The sequence below is a fragment of the Rathayibacter sp. AY1C4 genome, from assembly GCF_002932195.1.
GTDB lineage: Bacteria > Actinomycetota > Actinomycetes > Actinomycetales > Microbacteriaceae > Rathayibacter.
Window position 1 is genome coordinate 26897 of the sequence record NZ_PSWE01000021.1, and the last position, 17733, is coordinate 44629.

Genomic DNA, 17733 nt, shown 5'->3' on the forward strand with positions numbered 1-17733 from the left:
GGGCGATGTCGAACTCCCGCGCCGAGGCCGCCTACCTGCGCTCCCTCGGCGCCTTCCGGACGCCGACCCTGGATCTCCTCCACGGCCGGTACGCCCCGTTCGTCGTCGCCGCCCTGTCGCTCGTGTTCACCGTCGACCGGCAGGCCGTGGCGGTCGCCGACGCGCACGCCGAGGTGGGGGAGCTGCTCGAGGAGCTGCGCTCGGCCGGGTACGACGAGGGCGAGCGCGCTCTGCCGAGCGGCACGGCGCGCGAGGTGTGCCGCTACTGGGTCCGCGTCGGCTGGCTCGTGCCGCAGATCGAGGGCGAGGCCGAGGTCTACCGGCTGAGCGCCCACGCCGTGAGCGCCCTCGAGATCACCGGGCGCACCGGAGGTGGACGCACGCGCGTCTCGAACTCGCGGGTGCGCACCCTGCTGGAGGCGGTCGAGCGGCTGGCCGCGGACGTCGATCCCGACCCGGAGGCCCGCCTCTCGCGGCTCCGCGAGGAGCGGGCGCGCCTGGATGCCGAGATCGCCGCCCTCGAGGAGGGCGCCGGTCTCGAGCCGGCCGACGACGAGCAGCTCCTGGAGGAGGCCGAGAACGTGGTGCACCTCGCCCGCGAGCTGCCGGCCGACTTCGCGCGGGTGGCGGAGTCGATCAAGGCGATGCAGCGCGACGTGGTCGCGGACCTGCGCCGCGACGTCCGTCCGACCGGCGAGGTGCTGCGGGAGTACCTCGAGCGCGGGCAGCACGTGATGCAGGCCACCAGCGAGGGCCGTGCGTTCGCCGGAGCCCTCCGCCTCCTGGGCGACCCCGAGCGGATCGATGCGCTCGCCGATCAGCTGCACACCGTGCTCGTGCAGCCGTTCTCCCGCCTGATGGACCCGGCCCAGCGCGGGGAGCTGGCCGCGATCGGCCGCCGGGTGGAGCTGGGCGTGCAGGAGGTCCTGACCGCGCAGCGTCGCGCGTCCCACGTCATCACGGGCCAGGTCCGCACCCACGACCCCGCTCGCGACCGCCAGGTGGACGAGCTGCTGCGCGACGTGATGGCGGGGCTCCAGGAGTGGACGGGCGGGATCTCGCCGGACGCGCCGGTCACGCCGCTGCGGCACCTGCCCGTCGCCGGGATCGGCCACCTGCGCCAGACCCTCGGCGACGTGCGCCCGGCCGGCGGGCCGGCGCCCCTGGCCGGAGACGACGGCGACGCCGAGTTCGTCGGCGACGACAGCCGGGCCTGGGGCGGTCCCCGCTACGCGGAGCTGGAGGCCTACGTGGCGGAGCTCGGCGACGAGTTCGATCTGGCGGACGCGTTCAGCGCGGCTCCGGAGGACACGCGACGGCCCGTCGACCTGCTCGGGCTGCTCGAGATCGCGCACCGGACGGGCCTCGTCGACCGCGACGGCTACTCCGTCGTGAGCACGCGCCGACCCGACGGGACCGTGCGCCGCTTCGCCTTCGGGTCCGTGACCGCCCGCACCGAGGAGGAGACCGACGATGAGTGACACCCTGGCGACCGACGGGACCGCCGCCGATCCGTTCATCGCGCCCGTGTCGATGGAGGAGGACCCCGACGAGCTCTTCCCCGGCGACCGCGGCGTCCTCGACACCGAGGTGCGCCGGGTGCTCGTGCACGTGCTGCAGCGCCGCTTCCTCCTCGCCGACCGCCACCGCGAGCAGTGGGCCGTGCTCCAGGAGCACCGGCAGCTGATCGAGTCGCGGCTGAACGACCTGTTCGTGCGGCTCGTCGTCGACCACGAGCGCGGGGTCGCCTACAAGCAGCAGGTGCGCTCCGACGAGGTGGAGATGCCGGTGCTGCTGCGCGACCTCCCCTACACCCGCGCCGAGACGCTGGTGCTGGTGCACCTGCGCACGGTCCATCAGCGGGAGTCGGCGGCCGGCGAGGCGTCGGCGCGCGTGGACGTCGAGGAGGTCGAGCAGACGGTGCTCAGCTACTTCGCCGACGCCGAGCGCGACACCGCCCGCCGGCAGCGCATGGTCCGCAAGGCGCTGGAGCGGCTCGGCCGCGACGGCATCGTCGACGAGGAGTCCGCAGGGCGGTACCGGATCAGCCCGATCGTGGAGATCGTGCTGAGCGCGCCGAAGCTGCGGGAGCTGAGCGACTGGCTGCGCGGGCGGGCGGGCGAAGACGCTTCCTCGGTGGTCGCAGAAGCGGCGCCCGCCGAGGAGCCCGGCTCGGACGATCCGGAGCAGGCGGACGACGACGCGCTCGAGGACGACGGCCTCGACGAGGACGCGGACCCGCCCACGGACGGCGTCCTGCCCGGGACCGATGTCGCGGACGACGAGCCGGCCGACGACGAGCCGCTGGACGACGAGCCGACCGACGACGACACCCCCGACCCGGAGGACGACCCCCGATGACGATGCTCGACACCCTCTTCGGCCTGATCCCCGCCGCCTCCCGCGGTCAGCAGTGGCTCGCCGAGGACCTGCAGCTGGTCAACTGGGGCGGCTACGACGGCGCGCACCGGGTCCGCTTCTCGCCGGGGGCCACACTGCTCTGCGGCGGCTCCGGCTCCGGCAAGTCCACGCTGATGGACGCCTACATCGCCCTGATGATGCCGCACACCACGCCGTTCAACGGCGCCTCGAACGGCGGAGTGACGGGCCGTCCGCGCGGCGAGGACCAGCGCAACATCCTCTCCTACGCGCGCGGCAAGCTCGACGAGTCGCGCACGGACGAGGGCACGACCATGCGCGTCCTGCGCGGCGACGGAGTCGACACCTGGACCGCCGTCGCGATGACCTGGGTCGACCACGACGGCTCGCGCTTCAGCGCGGTCCGCGCCTGGTATGTCCCGGCCGGCTCCCGGGTGCTCGAGGAGACCGTGCGGATCCGCGCGAGCGCCGAGGGCCCGGTCGACCTCGCCGCGCTCGACCGGGCGGCGGCGCACCGCTTCTCCGACGCGTCGCTGCGCGCGGCGGGCCTGGATCCGCTCGGCACCGACCGCGAGTTCTCGGCGCGTCTGCACGCGGTGCTCGGCATCGGAGCGGCGGGAGCCGGATCGAAGGCGATGAGCCTGCTCGCCCGCATCCAGGCCGGTCAGCAGATCACGACCGTCGACGACCTCTACAAGCGGCTCGTGCTCGAGGAGCCCGAGACCCTGGCCTCCGCCGACGCGGTCGTCGCCCACTTCGACGAGCTCGAGAGCACGCGGCAGCGGATGCTCACCGCGCGCCAGCAGGTCGCGGCACTCGAGCCGTTGCGGGGTTTGCGCCTGCGCATCGCCGCGTCCGCGGAGCGCGTGCGCCTCATCGACGCGCTCGGGGAGTTCGATGCCCCGGTGTCGCCGGCGGCCCTGTGGCGCGCTGAGCAGCGCCTCGGCCTGCTGCGCGACGTCGAGGTCGAGCTGCGCGAGCGCACCCGCGCCGTCGACGCCGTGCTCCGCGAGAAGCGGGCGCTCGCCGAGGCGGCGGAGTCGGAGCGGGACGGGCTCGCTGAGGTGCTGCGGGCCTCCGGCGGCGACCGCCTCGAGACGGCCCAGCGCGAGCTCCGCGAGGTGGAGCGGCGGCTGGGAGCGGCGCGCGAGAACCGCGCCCGGCTCGAGGAGGACCTGCGCGCTCTCGGCGAGCCGGAGACCACCCGCGAGCGGTTCGAGGCGGTGCTCGCCCGGGCGGCGAGCGCGGCCGACGCCAAGCGCAGCACCCGTGCGGCCTGGTCGGACGCGGTCGCCGAGCGGAAGGCCGCGGCGCGCGAGCTCGCCGAGCTCGAGGCGGAGCAGCGCTCGGCCTCGGACCGTCGGGACAGCATCCCCCGGCCTCTGCACGAGGCGCGCGAGCGGATCGCGGAGGCAGCCGGCCTCACCGCCGACGACCTGCCCTTCGTCGGCGAGCTGGTCGAGGTGCGTGCCGAGTTCGAGCCCTGGCGCGAGGCGTTCACGCTCGCCCTCGGCGGCTTCGCGACGACGCTGATGATCGACTCCGCCCACCTCGACCGCTTCCGCCGCGCCATCGACTCCCTCCGGCTCCCGGTCCGGCTCCGCTACGAGGGCGTGGAGACCGGGCTCGAGGAGGTGCGGGGCCTCGACCCGCAGACGCTGCCCGGGCGCCTCGACTACCGCGCCACCGCCTTCACCGGCTGGCTGCAGGACCGGCTCGAGGACCGCTTCGGCTACGTGTGCGTCGACAGCGCTGCGGAGCTCGGACGCCACCGGCTCGCCCTGACCCTCACCGGTCAGCTCTCGCAGGGGCAGCGCGGTGCGCACGGCGGCCACGGCGCCGCGAACGTCCTCGGCTTCTCCAACTCCCGTCGACTCCGCGAGCTGAACGCCCTGGTCGAGGCGGCCCGGGCCCGCAGCGCGGCGGCCGTCTCGGCGGCGTCGGCGGCGGAGGAATCCCTCGATGCACTCGACGACCGGATGACGCGCCACGCCCGCCTCGCGCTGGTGAGCTGGGAGACGGTCGACGTCGAGTCGCTGCTCGCCGAGCAGGAGCGCTGGGAGGCGGTCGGCGCCGAGGCTGCGGAGGCGAACCCCGAGCTCGCCGGCCTGCAGGAGCAGATCGACGGGCTGCGCGGCCGCCTCGAGCGCCTCCGCCAGGAGATCGCGCGCGCCGGTGTGGAACGCGAGCGGATCGAGGCGGAGTGGGCCGTCGTGGTCGACGACGTCGACGCGAGCCAGGCGGTTCTCGATGCGGCGGAGCGCGCAGGACGCGAGCTCGACGACGACCAGCGCGCCTTCCTGGACGCCCGGTTCACGCTGACCGAGGCCGCGGCGTCCGGCAGCGCCTCGGACGTCCTGGTCCGCTTCGACGCAGCACTCGCCACGGCGGCGCAGCGACTGGCGGAGGACCGCCGCTCCGCGGCCGAGGCGCACGAGCAGCAGCGCGAGAGCGCCGGCCGGATCATGGCCGGCTTCCTCGACCGCTGGCCGAATCCCAACCTGCTCGCGGACCCCGAGGCGTCCGCGGGCGACTTCGAGCGGCTGCTCGACGCCCTCGAGACCAGCGGCCTGCACCGGCTCGAGACCGAGTGGCGCGACAGCCTGCTCACGCTCTCCGGCAACGACCTCACGAGCTTCGACTCCACGCTCGGCCGCTCGCTGCGCGAGATCCGCGAGCGGATCGAGCCGATCAACGTGATCATGCAGGACCTGCCGTTCTACGACGACGGCCACCGCCTGCAGATCACGACGCGCGAGAACCAGTCGGAGGTGCGCCGTCGCTTCCGCCGCGAGCTCCGCGAGGTGCGCGCGCAGATCCAGGCCGTGTCCGCGGAGGAGGAGCGCGAGCAGGTCTACCGGCGGATGTCCCGGCTCATCCAGCGGCTGCGGCGCACCGCGCCCGACTTCGGCGACCTCGTCGACGTCCGCAACCACGTCCGGGTCAGCGCCGAGCGCGTGGACGCCGTCACCCGAGCGCACGTGGCGCTGTACGACCACATCGGCGAGAAGTCCGGCGGGGAGTCGCAGGAGCTGATCGCCTTCATCGTCGGAGCGGCGCTGCGCTATCAGCTCGGCGACGCGGGAGCAGACCGCCCCCGGTACGCCCCGGTCTTCATGGACGAGGCGCTGATCAAGGCCGACGCCCACTTCACCAAGCGGGCGATCGGTGCGTGGCGCGGTCTCGGCTTCCAGCTCGTGATCGGCGCCCCGAACGACAAGTACAGCGCGATCGAGCCGCACGTCGAGGTGGAGTACGACATCCTCAAGGACACGCGCGGACGCTCCTGGGCCAGGCCGAAGGTGGGCCTGGCCCCCTAGGGCTGCGTGCCGATCTTCGCGTGGCTGCGCGAGTAGGCGAAGTAGATCGCGAAGCCCACGGCCAGCCAGATCAGGAAGCGCAGCCAGGTCTCGATCGAGAGGTTGAGCATCAGGTAGGTGCAGATCAGGGCCGAGAGCAGCGGGAGCCACGGGTTCAGCGGGACCCGGAAGCCGCGCTTCAGGTCGGGCCGCTTGCGGCGCAGCACCACGACGCCGACCGAGACCAGCACGAACGCCGAGAGCGTGCCGATGTTGACCATCTCCTCGAGCACGCCGATCGGAGTGAGCCCGGCGAGCAGCGCGACGACGATGGTCACGACCACGGAGGTGAACCACGGCGTGCGCAGGCGCGGGTGGACGGTGGCCAGGCGCCGGGGGAGGAGCCCGTCGCGCGCCATCGCGAAGATGATGCGCGTCGCTCCGATCAGCAGCGTCAGCACGACGGTGGTCAGACCGGCGACGGCGCCGGCCGAGATGACCGTCGCCATCCAGGTCTGCCCGTGGTAGGCGAACGCATTGGCGAGCGCGGCCGACGGGTCGAGCTCGCGGTAGGGGACCATGCCGGTCACGACGAGGGCGACGGCGCAGTAGAGGACCGTGCAGATGATCAGCGAGGCGATGATGCCGATGGGCAGGTCGCGCTGGGGGCGGCGGGTCTCCTCCGCGGTCGTCGCGACGACGTCGAACCCGATGTAGGCGAAGAACACCAGGGAGGCGCCGGCGATGATGCCGCCGACGCCGAACGTGGCCGGCTCGATGCCCGAGAGGAACTGGAGCAGCGGCTGGGTCAGACCGGACGCGGACTGCGAGGGCTCGGCGGCGGGGACGAACGGGGTGTAGTTGGCGGTGTTCACGAACTGCAGGCCCGCGATGATGACGAACAGGACGATGAACAGCTTGATCGCGACGAGCACCAGGTTGACGCGCAGCGATTCCTTGATCCCGAAGGTCATCAGCGCGCCGAGCGCGAGGACGAGCAGGATCGCCGGCACGTCGACCACGCCGCCGTAGGTGAGCGCCGGCGGGAGAGTCACTCCCAGCTGCTGCAGCAGCGACCCGAGGTACGCGCTCCACCCCTGCGCGACCACGCTCGCTCCGAGGAACAGCTCGAGGATCAGGTCCCAGCCGATGATCCAGGCGAAGAGCTCGCCGAGGGAGGCGTAGGAGAAGGTGTAGGCGGAGCCCGACACCGGGACCGTGGAGGCGAACTCGGCGTAGCACATGGCCGCGAGGGCGCAGGCGAATGCGGCGACGACGAAGCTCAGGACGATCGCCGGTCCGGCGATGTCGTGGGCGGCGCGGCCGGTGAGGGTGAAGATGCCGGCGCCGATGACGACTCCGACGCCGAAGACCGTGAGATCGAGCGCGGTCAGCGACTTCTTGAGCTTGTACTCGGGCTCATCGGTGTCGGCGATCGACTGCTCGACGGACTTGGTGCGGAGGAGGCTCACGGTGGTTCTCTCTGTGGGCTGCGGGGTGGAGGCGCGAGGGCCACTGGGGAGGATAGCGGTGCGGGCGCCTCTGCCGCGCCGGGCGTCGCGCGAGTACGCTTCCCGGCCATGAGCAGGATCTTCTCCGTGGCGTTCGCCGACGTGCACCCCCTCTACGTGGCGAAGGCGGAGCGCAAGGGCCGGACGAGGGAGGAGGTCGACGAGGCGGTCCGCTGGCTCACCGGCTTCTCGGACGAGGAGCTGGCCCGGCACCTCGAGAGCAGGACGACCTTCGAGGAGTTCTTCGCGGAGGCGCGCCTGCCTCCGCAGGCCTCGGCGATCACGGGAGTGATCTGCGGCGTGCGAGTCGAGACGATCGAGGATCCGCTGATGCAGCGCATCCGGTACCTCGACAAGCTGATCGACGAGATCGCGAAGGGACGGCCGATGGCGAAGGTGCTGCGGGCTCCCGCGGCCGGCTGAGCCGCCGGCCCCGGACGCTCCTCCACAGGCGCCGGTCCGCCCCGGTTCTCCCCGGTCCGAGCCTGCGGGATCCTGCACCGCCGGCGACGCGAGCAGGGTGTCGGACATGACATCCACACAGCGAACCCCTGCTCCTCCGTCCCGCCGCCGCGATCCCGAAGTCCTGCGGGCGAGCGCGATCCAGGACCTCCTGGCGGCCGTCCCCTCCATCATCGGCATCCGTCCGGAGGAGTCCGTCGTGGTGGTGCCGTTTCTCGGCACGCGCGCCGGGGGAGGCTTCCGGATCCCGCTCCCGGAGACGCTGCGCGGGATGGAGGCGGAGGCGCTGGCGGGCGGCTGCGCGGCCATGATGGAGACGATGCCGCGGGCCACCGGTGTGCTGGTGGTGGTCTGCACCCGTGCGGGCTACGCCGAGGAGCGGGGGATCCCGCATCTCGACCTCGGCCACGCGGTGCTCCGGCGCCTGGAGCGCACGCGCCTGGACATCATCGCCGTGGCCTGCATCGCCGCCGACGGATGGGGGCGCTACACGGACGCCGAGGAGTGCCGCAGGCCACGTCCGCTCCTCGAGATCGAGCGGAGCGAGACCGGCGTCCTCGCCCGAGCGGTGGCCGATGAGCCTCTGGACATCGACGCGCTCTCCGTGCTGCCGCCGGTCGTCGAGGAGGATCGCGCGCTCGTCGCGGAGGTGCTCCGCCGGCCGCCCCTGGTCGGCGACACGGAACGGCTCGTCGAGCGCTGGCTCAGCGGACCGCGGGACGTCCGCCGCGAAGGACTGATCGTGCGGACCCTGCAGTCGCCGCCCCTCCGAGACCGGGTGACCGTGCAGATCGCGCGGAGCCCGCAGGCGGGAGTGGGAGTGCCGCCCGGCGCGGTGGGCGAGGCCCGCGCCGGAACGGACGACGACCACGACCTCGAGCTGTCGGCACTGCTGCTCGGCAGCGGGCGCGCTCCGGAGCGCGCCCGTCTGGCGCGGGCGACCGGGCTCCTCGCCCGTGCCGCCGCGCTGGCGCCGGAGGAGGCGCGCTCCTCCGTGCTCACCGTTCTCGCGTGGTGCTGGTGGGCGAGGGGAGTCTCGAGCCTCGCCGGGCTCCACCTCGACGAGGCGCTGCGGCTCGACCCCGACGACTCGATGGCCCGGCTCTACGCCTCGCTGTTCGCGGCCCGCCCCCTGCCGGACTGGGTGCTCGCGGCCGCTGCCGAGGCCCTCGATGCCGCGAGCGCCTGAGGTCGGGCGCCGGTCGGTGCGCTCGCCCCGGAGACGGATGCTCTTGCGCGGGGGAGGGGACGGCCCTAATGTGCAACCACATGGTTGTACGAATGGACGCCGACATCGACCTGCTCTTCCGGGCGCTGGCCGACAGCACCCGCCGCGACATCGTCGCCCGGGTGCTGGTCGGCGAGCAGTCCGTCTCCGCACTCGCGGCGCGCTACGAGATGTCGTTCGCGGCGGTGCAGAAGCACGTGGCCGTCCTCGAGCGGGCGGCACTCGTCCGCAAGCGGAGGAGGGGGCGGGAGCAGCTGGTGCAGGGCGAGGTCGCCGCAGTGCGGCGGGCGTCGCGCCTGCTCGACGCCTACGAGCAGCTGTGGGCGGGGAGGATCGACCGCATGTCGGACCTCCTCGACGAGGAGTGACACCCGCGAGCCGACCGGCGCGCGGGATCTGCTGGAGGGAGAGGCGCGATGAGCGTGCTGCAGTCCGTGAAGGACATCGAGGAACTGACCCTGACCGTGACCGCCGAGTTCGACGCGGGGATCGAGCGCGTCTGGCTCCTCTGGACGGATCCGCGCCGCCTCGAGCGCTGGTGGGGGCCGCCGACCTGGCCGGCGACCTTCGAGCGGCACGAGCCGGTCGAGGGCGGACGGAGCGCCTACGTCATGACGGGACCGGACGGCGAGCAGGCGCGCGGCTGGTGGCGCGTGACCCGGGTGGAGGAGCCGACGCGGTTCGAGTTCGAGGACGGCTTCGCCGACGAGCGCGGCGACCCGGTCGACGCGCTGGGGATCACCCGGGCCACGGTCACCCTCGACGAGATCGAGCCGGGGCGCACGCGGATGGTCCTCAGCAGCCGTTTCGAGTCGGTCGAGCAGCTCGAGCAGATGGTCCAGATGGGCATGGAGGAGGGACTCCGCCAGGCGATGGGGCAGATCGACGCGATCCTGCTCGAGGACTGAGTCGGCGCCCATGGAGGTTCGGCGCTCGCCGCGCCGAGCCTCCGCGCTACTGCTCGGGGTCGGTGAGGGCGGCGGCGTAGGCGCGGACGGAGCGCTGGTACCGGGGGAGCCCCGGAGCCAGCGCCTCCAGCGCGATCCGCAGGGCCTCGTCGACGCGCCCGGCGCTGTGCAGGGCGAGCGCGAGGAACACCTCCCGCGCGGAGCCCACCGCGGGGTGCGCGGCGGCGCCGGCGAGGAGGTCGATCGCCTCATCGGTGCGGCCGAGGTTCCGGAGTGTCGAGGCGTACTGGATCGTCAACCGCGCCCGCCGCTCGTCATCCAGGCCGGCTGCGAGGGCGCGCTCGTACTCGACCGCCGCCTCCGCCTCGTGTCCCGCGCTGTCGAGGGCGCCGCCCAGCTCGAAAGCGGCGACTCCGTCGTGTCCCGGGTAGCGGGCTGCGAGGACGCGCATCCGCTCGACGACGCCGTCCGGGTCGTCCTGAGCGTCGAGGCGCTCGACCGCCGCGAGCCAGAGGGCGAGCGCGTCGGTCTCGGGGCGATCGGGGTCGGAGGCGCGTGTCTCGGTCACGCCTCCGACGCTACCGCGCCCGCACAGTGCGGCGGAGCGGGGCTACGAGGCGGTCGAGTCGGCGCCGTCGTCGTCCGACCCGCCGTCGTCGGAGCCGGAGGTGCCCGCTCCGACCGGCGCGGCGCGTCGCCCGGCCTCGATCAGGGCGGTCGACGCAGCCGCTCCGCCGATCAGGGCGAACAGCGCCCAGCCGGCTCCCCACTTGCGCTTGCCGATCAGGGCGTCGAACGAGAGCGCGCCGGGGCCGTCCGCGACGATCGCGGCCGTCGCCGCGACGAGGACGGCGTTGTACTCCCACCCGCCGCCCGCGTTCCACAGGCCGTTGCTCCAGTGCACCTTGCGCACGGCGGTGACCATCGTGGCGACGAGTCCGGCGGCGGCGAGCGGAGTCGCGGCGCCGAGGGCGAGAGCGGCGCCTCCGGCCGTCTCGGTCACCGCTGCGGCGACGGCGTTGCGCCGGGCCGGATGCATCTCCAGGCTCGACATCATCTGCTCGGTGCCGTCGAGGCCGGGGCCGTCGAACGAGCCCCGCAGCTTCTGCAGACCGTGTCCGACGAAGAGCCCGCCGACGGCGAGACGGAGAACGAGTGAGCCGACCTTCATGGTGACCTCCGGGGTGGGGTGGGGACGTGTAGTGCGAGGGTCCCGGCTGCGCCGCGCCCGGTCAAGGGGTCGCGCCCGGTGAGCGGGCCGCGCGGGAGGCGTGCGCGCTCGGGGAGGGCTCAGAGCAGCGTGTAGGCGGAGGCGTCCATCATCACGGTGCCGTCGGTGCACACCTGGAGCTCGGCGGGGGCGCGGACCGCGCCGTCCGGGGCGTCGAGGACCTCGGCGACGAGGTACGCGGAGGTCCCGACCGTGCAGCCGTAGGCGCCGGGGGAGTGCCAGGCGACCCGGACGTCCGCCCGGGCGCCCGGGACGAGGATCACGGGAGCGTCGGGGTTCGGGCCGGACGCGTCGGCGACCGCGCTGATCCGGTTCCCGTCGGCGTCGGTCGCGTAGACGCCGGGGATGCCCGCGAGAGCGCAGTCGGAGGAGGAGGTGCTGGTGAGCACGAGGTCGAAGGCGCTGTTCCCGGCACCCGACGCGTCGGGGTCGGGGCGGTACTCCATCGTCAGGTCGGAGCCCGTGCAGCGCGCCGCCGCCGGATCCGCGGCGGGAGAACCGGTCGACGAGGGCTCGGGGGTCGCCGTGACCGTCACGGTCACGGTGGGAGTCGGCGTCGGAGCGGGAGTCGGCGAAGACGTCGGGGTCGCGGTCGCGGTCGGTGTCGGGAGCGGCGTCCGCGCGGACGGGGCTCCGCCGCTGCCCGCGCAGCCGGTGAGGACGAGGACGAGTGCTGCTGCTGCCAGCGCGGAGGCGCCGGTCCGGTGCGAGAACGTGCTCATGTCCGCAGTCTGCCACCGCCCGGACCGATCGGCCCCGCGGATCCGCGAGCATTCTCGGAGGTCCCGGTCAGGGAGGCGGAGGACGGATGCGGCGGGCGTCCGGAGGTGCCCCTCCTCGCGCCCGCCGCACCGGGGTCGGCGCTAGACGCGGACGACCATCTTCCCGGTGTTGCCGCCGCGCATCATCGAGAGGAACGCGTCCACGGCGTGGTCGATGCCGTCGACGACGGTCTCGTCGTAGGCGATCTCTCCGTCGGCGAACCAGCCGGCCATCAGCCGGTTGAACTCCGGCGAGTGGTCGAGGTAGCCGGACAGCGTGAATCCGCGCAGCGTGAGACCGCGGGTGATGATGTTCGCCATGTTGTCGGGGCCGGGTGTCTTCTCGGTGCTGTTGTAGCCGGCGATCGCTCCGCAGAGCGCCGCGCGGCCGCCGTCGCGGAAGGCGTCGAGGGCCGCTTCGAGGTGGTCGCCGCCGACGTTGTCGAAGTACACGTCGATCCCGTCGGGCGCGGCCTCGGCCAGCTGCTCGCGGACCGGGCCGGAGTGGTAGTCGAAGGCGGCGTCGTAGCCGTACTTCTCGGTGAGCAGGGCGACCTTCTCGGCCGAGCCCGCGGATCCGACGACCCGCTCGGCTCCGAGGAGGCGCGCGATCTGACCGGCGGCCGAGCCGACGGCTCCCGCGGCGCCCGAGACGAAGACGGTGTCGCCCTCCTTCATGCCCGCGATGGCGGTGAGCCCGACGTACGCGGTGAGTCCGGTCATCCCGAGGATGCCGAGGCGGAGCGAGAGCGGCACTCCGGGGATCTCGGGGACGACGCGGAACTGCGACGACTCGGCCTGCACGACGTCGCGCCAGCCGAGCTGGTGCAGGACCGCGCTGCCGACGGGGAACGCGGGGTCGTCGGAGACGGTCACCCGGCCGACGGCACCGCCGGTCATGGTCTCGCCGAGGGCGAAGGGCGGGGTGTAGCTCTTCACGTCGTTCATGCGGCCGCGCATGTAGGGGTCGACCGAGAGGAAGGCGTTCTCGACGCGGATCTCGCCCGCGGCCGGGTCGCCGTACTCGACGGTCGCGGTCCGGAAGTCCTCGGCGACGGGCCAGCCGTCGGGGCGGCGGACGAGCTGGATCTGGGTGCTGGTGACGGTGCTCATAGGACCTTTCGTGGTGGTGGATCGGAGGGGATCAGAGTGAGAGGCCGACGGCGAGCGCGATCACCGCGAGCAGACCCGGGGTCATCTGGGTCAGCGCGGCGCGGCGCTTGGTCGGAGCGGAGAGGAGCAGGACGAGTGCTGCGGCGACCATCGATCCGGCGCCGGCGAAGACGAGGGCCGCGCCGACGGCGGTGGCGCCGATCGCGACGGCGACGATGCCCGCCACGGTGACGACGGCGAGGAAGAGGTTGTAGAAGCCCTGGTTGTAGGCCATCTCCTTCGTCGCCTCCGCCTCGCCGGCGGTCGTGCCGAACGTCGTTCGGGCGCGCGAGGTCGTCCAGAGGACCGACTCGAGCACGAAGATGTAGACGTGCAGCGCCGCGGCGAGAGCGGCGAGCACCAGTCCGAGAACGATCACGGCGGGCCTCCAGGCGATGGTCGTGGTGCGGAGGGCTCCGCACCGATTGTGTAACGACCAGTCCACAATATACTGGAGCGAGCGGTCCGCGCCAGTGCGGCGCCGCAGCTGTCACCCCTCAGGAGGAGCACCGTGGGTCGCACGCAGGGCTTCGACACCGAGCAGGTCGTCCGCGCCGCCCGCGCCGTCTTCTGGGAGAGCGGCTTCGAGGAGGCGTCCCTCCCGGACCTGGAGTCCGCGACCGGACTGCGCCGCTCCAGCCTCTACCACGCCTTCGGCAGCAAGCGTGGGCTCTTCGACGCTGCCGTGCAGAGCTACCTCGACGAGGTGGTGCGGCCCCGGCTCGCCCCGCTCGTCGATCCGCGAGGGGCGTCGCCGACGGCGCTCGAGGAGTACTTCACCGGGCTGCGGGCGGCGCTCGCCGACTCTCGCACGCTCTCCGCGAGGAGCGGCTGCCTGCTGCTCAACGCCGCGGGCGCGCCGATCGCGCGCGACGACGCCGTGCGCGAGGTGATCGCCGACTACCGGGCCGAGCTGCTGGGCGCACTGCGCGCCGGAGCGCTGGCCCGCTGGCCCGACGCGCAGGCGTGGGCGTCGGCTCAGGCGGACGTCCTCGTGTCGCTCCTGGTGGCCGCGCTCGTGCTGGCCCGCGTCGATCCGGCGCAGTCGCTCGCCACCGTGGACGCCGCGCTCGCGCTCGTCCGATCCTCCGCGCTCTGACGGCCGTCGCGACGAACGCCGGAGCACCGCTCTCGCGCCGGGCCCGCCCTCGCAGCCGGCGCGCCGGGTCGGCCCGCACAGCACGACGCCCCCGTGCGCCTCGCGTCCCGGTGGGACGGATGCGCGCGGGGGCGTCGGACGGGCGGGGTCAGTCGGTTCCGGCGTCGAACGCCGCACCCTCCGAGGCCAGGTCGGTGGCGCGTCCGAGCGCATCGGCCGCTGCGGACCCGCCGCCCTCGGTGATCGCGTCGGCCTCGCCGATCTCGAGCTCGCCGACGAGCTCGGCGGTCGGACCGCCGACGAGGCCGGCGGCCGCGTACTGCTCGAGCCGCGAGCGGGAGTCGGCGATGTCGAGGTTGCGCATCGTGAGCTGCCCGATGCGGTCCTCGGGGCCGAAGGCGGCGTCGCCGACCCGCTCCATCGAGAGCTTGTCCGGGTGGTAGCTCAGCGCGGGGCCGGTCGTGTCGAGGATCGTGTAGTCGTCGCCGCGGCGCAGACGCAGGGTGACCTCCCCGGAGACGGCCGAGCCGACCCAGCGCTGGATGGACTCGCGCAGCATCAGCGACTGCGGGTCGAGCCAGCGGCCCTCGTACATCAGGCGGCCGAGACGGCGGCCCTCCGAGTGGTACTGGGCGACGGTGTCCTCGTTGTGGATCGCGTTCAGCAGGCGCTCGTAGGCGATGTGCAGCAGCGCCATGCCGGGGGCCTCGTAGATGCCGCGGCTCTTGGCCTCGATGATCCGGTTCTCGATCTGGTCCGAGACGCCGAGCCCGTGGCGTCCGCCGATCGCGTTCGCCTCGAGCACGAGCGCGACGGCGTCCGAGAACTCGACGCCGTTCAGCGCGACGGGGCGGCCGGCCTCGAAGCGCACCGAGACGACCTCGGAGGCGATCTCGACCTCGTCACGCCACGACGCGACCCCCATGATCGGCTCGACGAGCTCGAGGCCGCTGGAGAGCTCCTCGAGGCGCTTGGCCTCGTGGGTGGCGCCCCAGATGTTGGCGTCGGTCGAGTAGGCCTTCTCGGTGGCGTCGCGGTAGGGGAAGCCGCGGGCGACCAGCCACTCCGACATCTCGGTGCGGCCGCCGAGCTCGTTGACGAACTGCACGTCGAGCCAGGGCTTGTAGATGCGCAGGCGGGGGTTGGCGAGCAGGCCGTAGCGGTAGAACCGCTCGATGTCGTTGCCCTTGTAGGTCGAGCCGTCGCCCCAGATGTCGACGCCGTCCTCGCGCATGGCGCGGACGAGGAGGGTGCCGGTCACGGCGCGGCCGAGGGGGGTGGTGTTGAAGTAGGTCTTGCCGCCGGAGCGGATGTGGAAGGCGCCGCACTGCAGGGCGACGAGCCCCTCCTCGACCAGCGCGCTCTTCGCGTCGACGAGGCGCGAGATCTCGGCGCCGTACTGGGCCGCGCGGGACGGGACGCTCTCGATGTCGGGCTCGTCGTACTGGCCGATGTCGGCCGTGTACGTGCAGGGCACCGCGCCCTTCTCGCGCATCCAGGCGACGGCGACGGATGTGTCGAGGCCTCCCGAGAATGCGATTCCGACACGCTCGCCCACGGGCAGACTGCTCAACACTTTCGACATGCCTCCGATTTTAGGAGGAACGGGGACCTCCTCCGTGCCGCGGGAGGTCCGAGCCGCCTCCCGGGGCACCCGCGCGGGGTGCGCTCCGGCCGTGGGAGCACGTCCTCCGTCGATCCGCGTCGATCGCCGACAACCCCGACCGGGGCGCGCGAGCCGGCCGGAGGCTCCGTGGTCCGGAGGCGGCGCCCGCGCAGCCGGCGCGGATCGCCCGCTCCGGCTGAGTGGTTCCGCGCGGCCCGGATGGACGGCCGTGGCGAGCGCGTGCCAGGCTCCGCTCGACCACGGCTTCCGCCGCCGCCGCCTCCGAAAGGGCTCTCCGTGCCACGACCTCCTCATCGCCTCGCGGCGATGGCCCTCGCCTGCCTGCTCGCCGCGGGCGGTTCCGCCGCTCTGGCGCCGTCCGCCCTCGCGACGCAGGCCGTCGCCGAGACTCCGACCGCCTTCGTCCCGGGGGAGACTCCGCCCGCCGAGGCGCGCGGATCGCAGACCTACACGAACGCCCTCCTCGGCGGCGACTCGCTCGACGCGGGCGAGCGCATCTTCTCGAACGGAGACTCCGCGAGCTTCGAGATGCAGGCGGACGGCAACGCCGTGATCTACGACGCCGGGCGCCGCCCCGTCTGGAGCACCAGGACCCAGGGCACCGGTGCGACCACGGTGCGGATGCAGGAGGACGGCAACCTCGTCGTCGTGACCGGCTCCGGCACGCCCGTCTGGGCGTCCGGGACCGCGGGAGAGACCGGCGCGCTCGCCCTCATCCAGGACGACGGGCAGCTCGTGCTCGTCCGCCCGAACGGGGACACGGCCTGGTCCTCGGCCGATGAGCAGGAGCCCGAGCCGGAGCCGATCGCCGACGTCCTCGACAGCGGGCGCGAGCTCTCTCCGGGACAGCAGCTGACCGCCTCCGACGGCCGCTCGCGCGCCGAGATGCAGAGCGACGGCAATCTCGTCGTCTCCGTGGACGGATCGCCGCGCTGGAGCTCCGTCACCTCCGGAGCGGGCAACCGCCTCGCGATGCAGACCGACGGGAACGCGGTGGTCTCGGCCCCCGGGTCCGGCGTGCGCTGGCAGGCGGGAACGCCCGGGAACCCGGGCGCGCGGATGCGGATGCAGAACGACGGCAACCTGGTGATCACCGCCGCCTCCGGACGGCCGCTCTGGGCGAGCTCGACCTCGCGCGCGCCCGAGATCCGAGACGTCCTCTCCTCCGGCTCGCGGCTCAGCCGGGGACAGCAGCTCACCTCGCCGGACGGCCGGTCGCGCGCCTCCCTGCAGGGCGACGGCAATCTCGCGGTCTACTCGCGGGGGGACGTCCGCTGGGGCGCCGGCACCCAGGGCGAGGGCGAGACGCTCTCGATGCAGTCGGACGGCAACGCCGTGGTCACCTCCGCCTCGGGCCGACCCCTGTGGGCCTCGGGTACGGCGGGCAACCCGGGATCCCGCCTGCAGATGCAGAACGACGGCAACCTGGTCGTCTACTCCGCCTCGGGCCGCGCGCTGTGGGCGAGCGACACTCCTCCGGCGCCGCCCGCGCCCGCCGTCCGGGACACCCTCTCCTCCGGGAACCGGCTGACCGCCGGTCAGCTGCTGCGCTCCTCCGACGGAGGAAGCGAGGCGGTCATGCAGGGCGACGGCAACCTCGTCGTGTACTCGCACGGCTCGGCCCGCTGGGCGGCCGGCACGTCCGGAGGCGGCAACCGGCTCGAGATGCAGTCCGACGGCAACGCCGTGGTCTACGCGGGCTCCGGCGGAGCGCGCTGGCAGTCCGGCACGGCGGGCAGCCCGGGCTCCCGGATGGTCATGCAGAACGACGGCAACCTGGTGATCTACTCGCCGCAGGGCCGCGCACTCTGGGCGAGCACGCAGGCCGCGGCACCGGCGCCGGCACCGGCGCCCGGCCCGGGACGACCTGCTTATCCCGGCGACGCTGTGAACTGCGACGACTTCCCGGACCAGGCCTCAGCTCAGCGGTACTTCGACCTGTACTACCCGTACTACGGCGATGTCGCAGGGCTCGACAGGGACGACGACGGGTTCGCCTGCGAGTCCAACTGAAGGCAGCGAAGGTCCGCCCCTGCCGGAGGGGCGGGCCTTCGGCGGTCCTCCGACGTCGAGAGC

Annotated in this window: 16 protein-coding genes; 9 read left to right on the forward strand and 7 right to left on the reverse strand. The window is 73.4% G+C overall.

The window, feature by feature from the left end:
* Positions 1 to 5: 5 nt before the first annotated feature.
* The 3 genes from C5C99_RS11600 to C5C99_RS11610 are packed head-to-tail and all read left to right on the forward strand — an operon-like array spanning position 6 to position 5699.
* Complete coding sequence (locus C5C99_RS11600) at positions 6 to 1481, forward strand: DUF3375 domain-containing protein (protein WP_104340100.1); 1476 nt, start codon at positions 6 to 8, stop codon at positions 1479 to 1481.
* Positions 1474 to 2361 (forward strand): DUF4194 domain-containing protein, encoded by an 888-nt coding sequence (locus C5C99_RS11605; protein WP_104247173.1) that lies wholly within the window; start codon positions 1474 to 1476, stop codon positions 2359 to 2361. Before C5C99_RS11600 ends, C5C99_RS11605 begins: the two co-directional genes overlap by 8 nt.
* The gene (locus C5C99_RS11610; RefSeq protein WP_104340101.1) at positions 2358 to 5699 is read left to right on the forward strand and encodes an ATP-binding protein; all 3342 of its coding nucleotides are present in this window, start codon (positions 2358 to 2360) and stop codon (positions 5697 to 5699) included. Before C5C99_RS11605 ends, C5C99_RS11610 begins: the two co-directional genes overlap by 4 nt.
* Here the strand turns inward: C5C99_RS11610 and C5C99_RS11615 are convergent.
* On the reverse strand, positions 5696 to 7150 hold the full coding sequence (locus C5C99_RS11615; RefSeq protein ID WP_104247171.1) for an amino acid permease: 1455 nt from the start codon (positions 7148 to 7150) through the stop codon (positions 5696 to 5698). The genes C5C99_RS11610 and C5C99_RS11615 overlap by 4 nt on opposite strands.
* Before the next feature lie 108 nt (positions 7151 to 7258).
* Between C5C99_RS11615 and C5C99_RS11620 the strand changes: the two genes are divergently transcribed.
* The 4 genes from C5C99_RS11620 (at position 7259) to C5C99_RS11635 (ending at position 9787) form a co-directional block, all read left to right on the forward strand.
* Positions 7259 to 7612 carry a DUF2200 domain-containing protein gene (locus tag C5C99_RS11620; RefSeq protein WP_104222536.1) on the forward strand — a complete coding sequence of 118 codons (354 nt, stop codon included), beginning with the start codon at positions 7259 to 7261 and terminating at the stop codon, positions 7610 to 7612.
* Between the two features lie 106 nt (positions 7613 to 7718).
* Positions 7719 to 8840 carry a DUF4192 family protein gene (locus C5C99_RS11625; protein ID WP_104309599.1) on the forward strand — a complete coding sequence of 374 codons (1122 nt, stop codon included), beginning with the start codon at positions 7719 to 7721 and terminating at the stop codon, positions 8838 to 8840.
* A gap of 80 nt (positions 8841 to 8920) precedes the next feature.
* Positions 8921 to 9247 carry a metalloregulator ArsR/SmtB family transcription factor gene (locus tag C5C99_RS11630; RefSeq protein WP_104222609.1) on the forward strand — a complete coding sequence of 109 codons (327 nt, stop codon included), beginning with the start codon at positions 8921 to 8923 and terminating at the stop codon, positions 9245 to 9247.
* Positions 9248 to 9295: 48 nt separating this feature from the next.
* On the forward strand, positions 9296 to 9787 hold the full coding sequence (locus tag C5C99_RS11635) for an SRPBCC domain-containing protein (protein ID WP_104222538.1): 492 nt from the start codon (positions 9296 to 9298) through the stop codon (positions 9785 to 9787).
* A 46-nt stretch (positions 9788 to 9833) separates the two neighbouring features.
* Here C5C99_RS11635 and C5C99_RS11640 read toward each other — a convergent pair whose 3' ends face one another.
* From C5C99_RS11640 to C5C99_RS11665, 5 genes are all read right to left on the reverse strand, one after another.
* Complete coding sequence (locus tag C5C99_RS11640) at positions 9834 to 10355, reverse strand: tetratricopeptide repeat protein (RefSeq protein ID WP_244230648.1); 522 nt, start codon at positions 10353 to 10355, stop codon at positions 9834 to 9836.
* Positions 10356 to 10397: 42 nt separating this feature from the next.
* Positions 10398 to 10958, reverse strand: a complete 561-nt coding sequence (locus C5C99_RS11645) for a DoxX family protein (protein ID WP_104222539.1) — start codon at positions 10956 to 10958, stop codon at positions 10398 to 10400.
* 119 nt (positions 10959 to 11077) lie between these two features.
* Complete coding sequence (locus C5C99_RS17150; protein ID WP_181069116.1) at positions 11078 to 11740, reverse strand: DUF4232 domain-containing protein; 663 nt, start codon at positions 11738 to 11740, stop codon at positions 11078 to 11080.
* 141 nt (positions 11741 to 11881) lie between these two features.
* Complete coding sequence (locus C5C99_RS11660) at positions 11882 to 12892, reverse strand: NADP-dependent oxidoreductase (RefSeq protein WP_104340102.1); 1011 nt, start codon at positions 12890 to 12892, stop codon at positions 11882 to 11884.
* A gap of 31 nt (positions 12893 to 12923) precedes the next feature.
* On the reverse strand, positions 12924 to 13310 hold the full coding sequence (locus C5C99_RS11665) for a DUF1304 domain-containing protein (RefSeq protein ID WP_104261131.1): 387 nt from the start codon (positions 13308 to 13310) through the stop codon (positions 12924 to 12926).
* A gap of 132 nt (positions 13311 to 13442) precedes the next feature.
* On the opposite strand from C5C99_RS11665, the gene C5C99_RS11670 reads away from it, so the two are divergent.
* Complete coding sequence (locus C5C99_RS11670; RefSeq protein WP_104273307.1) at positions 13443 to 14030, forward strand: TetR/AcrR family transcriptional regulator; 588 nt, start codon at positions 13443 to 13445, stop codon at positions 14028 to 14030.
* A gap of 148 nt (positions 14031 to 14178) precedes the next feature.
* Here C5C99_RS11670 and argG read toward each other — a convergent pair whose 3' ends face one another.
* Positions 14179 to 15615 (reverse strand): argininosuccinate synthase, encoded by a 1437-nt coding sequence (gene argG / locus C5C99_RS11675; protein WP_104222545.1) that lies wholly within the window; start codon positions 15613 to 15615, stop codon positions 14179 to 14181.
* Between the two features lie 348 nt (positions 15616 to 15963).
* Between argG and C5C99_RS11680 the strand changes: the two genes are divergently transcribed.
* Positions 15964 to 17670 (forward strand): excalibur calcium-binding domain-containing protein, encoded by a 1707-nt coding sequence (locus C5C99_RS11680; protein ID WP_181074592.1) that lies wholly within the window; start codon positions 15964 to 15966, stop codon positions 17668 to 17670.
* Positions 17671 to 17733 lie beyond the last annotated feature (63 nt).

Coding starts and splice junctions, on each gene's coding strand:
- C5C99_RS11600 (WP_104340100.1), top strand. CDS start 6: ATGTCGAACTCCCGCGCCGAGGCCGCCTACCTGCGCTCCCTCGGCGCC.
- C5C99_RS11605 (WP_104247173.1), top strand. CDS start 1,474: ATGAGTGACACCCTGGCGACCGACGGGACCGCCGCCGATCCGTTCATC.
- C5C99_RS11610 (WP_104340101.1), top strand. CDS start 2,358: ATGACGATGCTCGACACCCTCTTCGGCCTGATCCCCGCCGCCTCCCGC.
- C5C99_RS11620 (WP_104222536.1), top strand. CDS start 7,259: ATGAGCAGGATCTTCTCCGTGGCGTTCGCCGACGTGCACCCCCTCTAC.
- C5C99_RS11625 (WP_104309599.1), top strand. CDS start 7,719: ATGACATCCACACAGCGAACCCCTGCTCCTCCGTCCCGCCGCCGCGAT.
- C5C99_RS11630 (WP_104222609.1), top strand. CDS start 8,921: ATGGTTGTACGAATGGACGCCGACATCGACCTGCTCTTCCGGGCGCTG.
- C5C99_RS11635 (WP_104222538.1), top strand. CDS start 9,296: ATGAGCGTGCTGCAGTCCGTGAAGGACATCGAGGAACTGACCCTGACC.
- C5C99_RS11645 (WP_104222539.1), bottom strand. CDS start 10,958: ATGAAGGTCGGCTCACTCGTTCTCCGTCTCGCCGTCGGCGGGCTCTTC.
- C5C99_RS17150 (WP_181069116.1), bottom strand. CDS start 11,740: ATGAGCACGTTCTCGCACCGGACCGGCGCCTCCGCGCTGGCAGCAGCA.
- C5C99_RS11660 (WP_104340102.1), bottom strand. CDS start 12,892: ATGAGCACCGTCACCAGCACCCAGATCCAGCTCGTCCGCCGCCCCGAC.
- argG (WP_104222545.1), bottom strand. CDS start 15,615: ATGTCGAAAGTGTTGAGCAGTCTGCCCGTGGGCGAGCGTGTCGGAATC.
- C5C99_RS11680 (WP_181074592.1), top strand. CDS start 15,964: ATGGCCCTCGCCTGCCTGCTCGCCGCGGGCGGTTCCGCCGCTCTGGCG.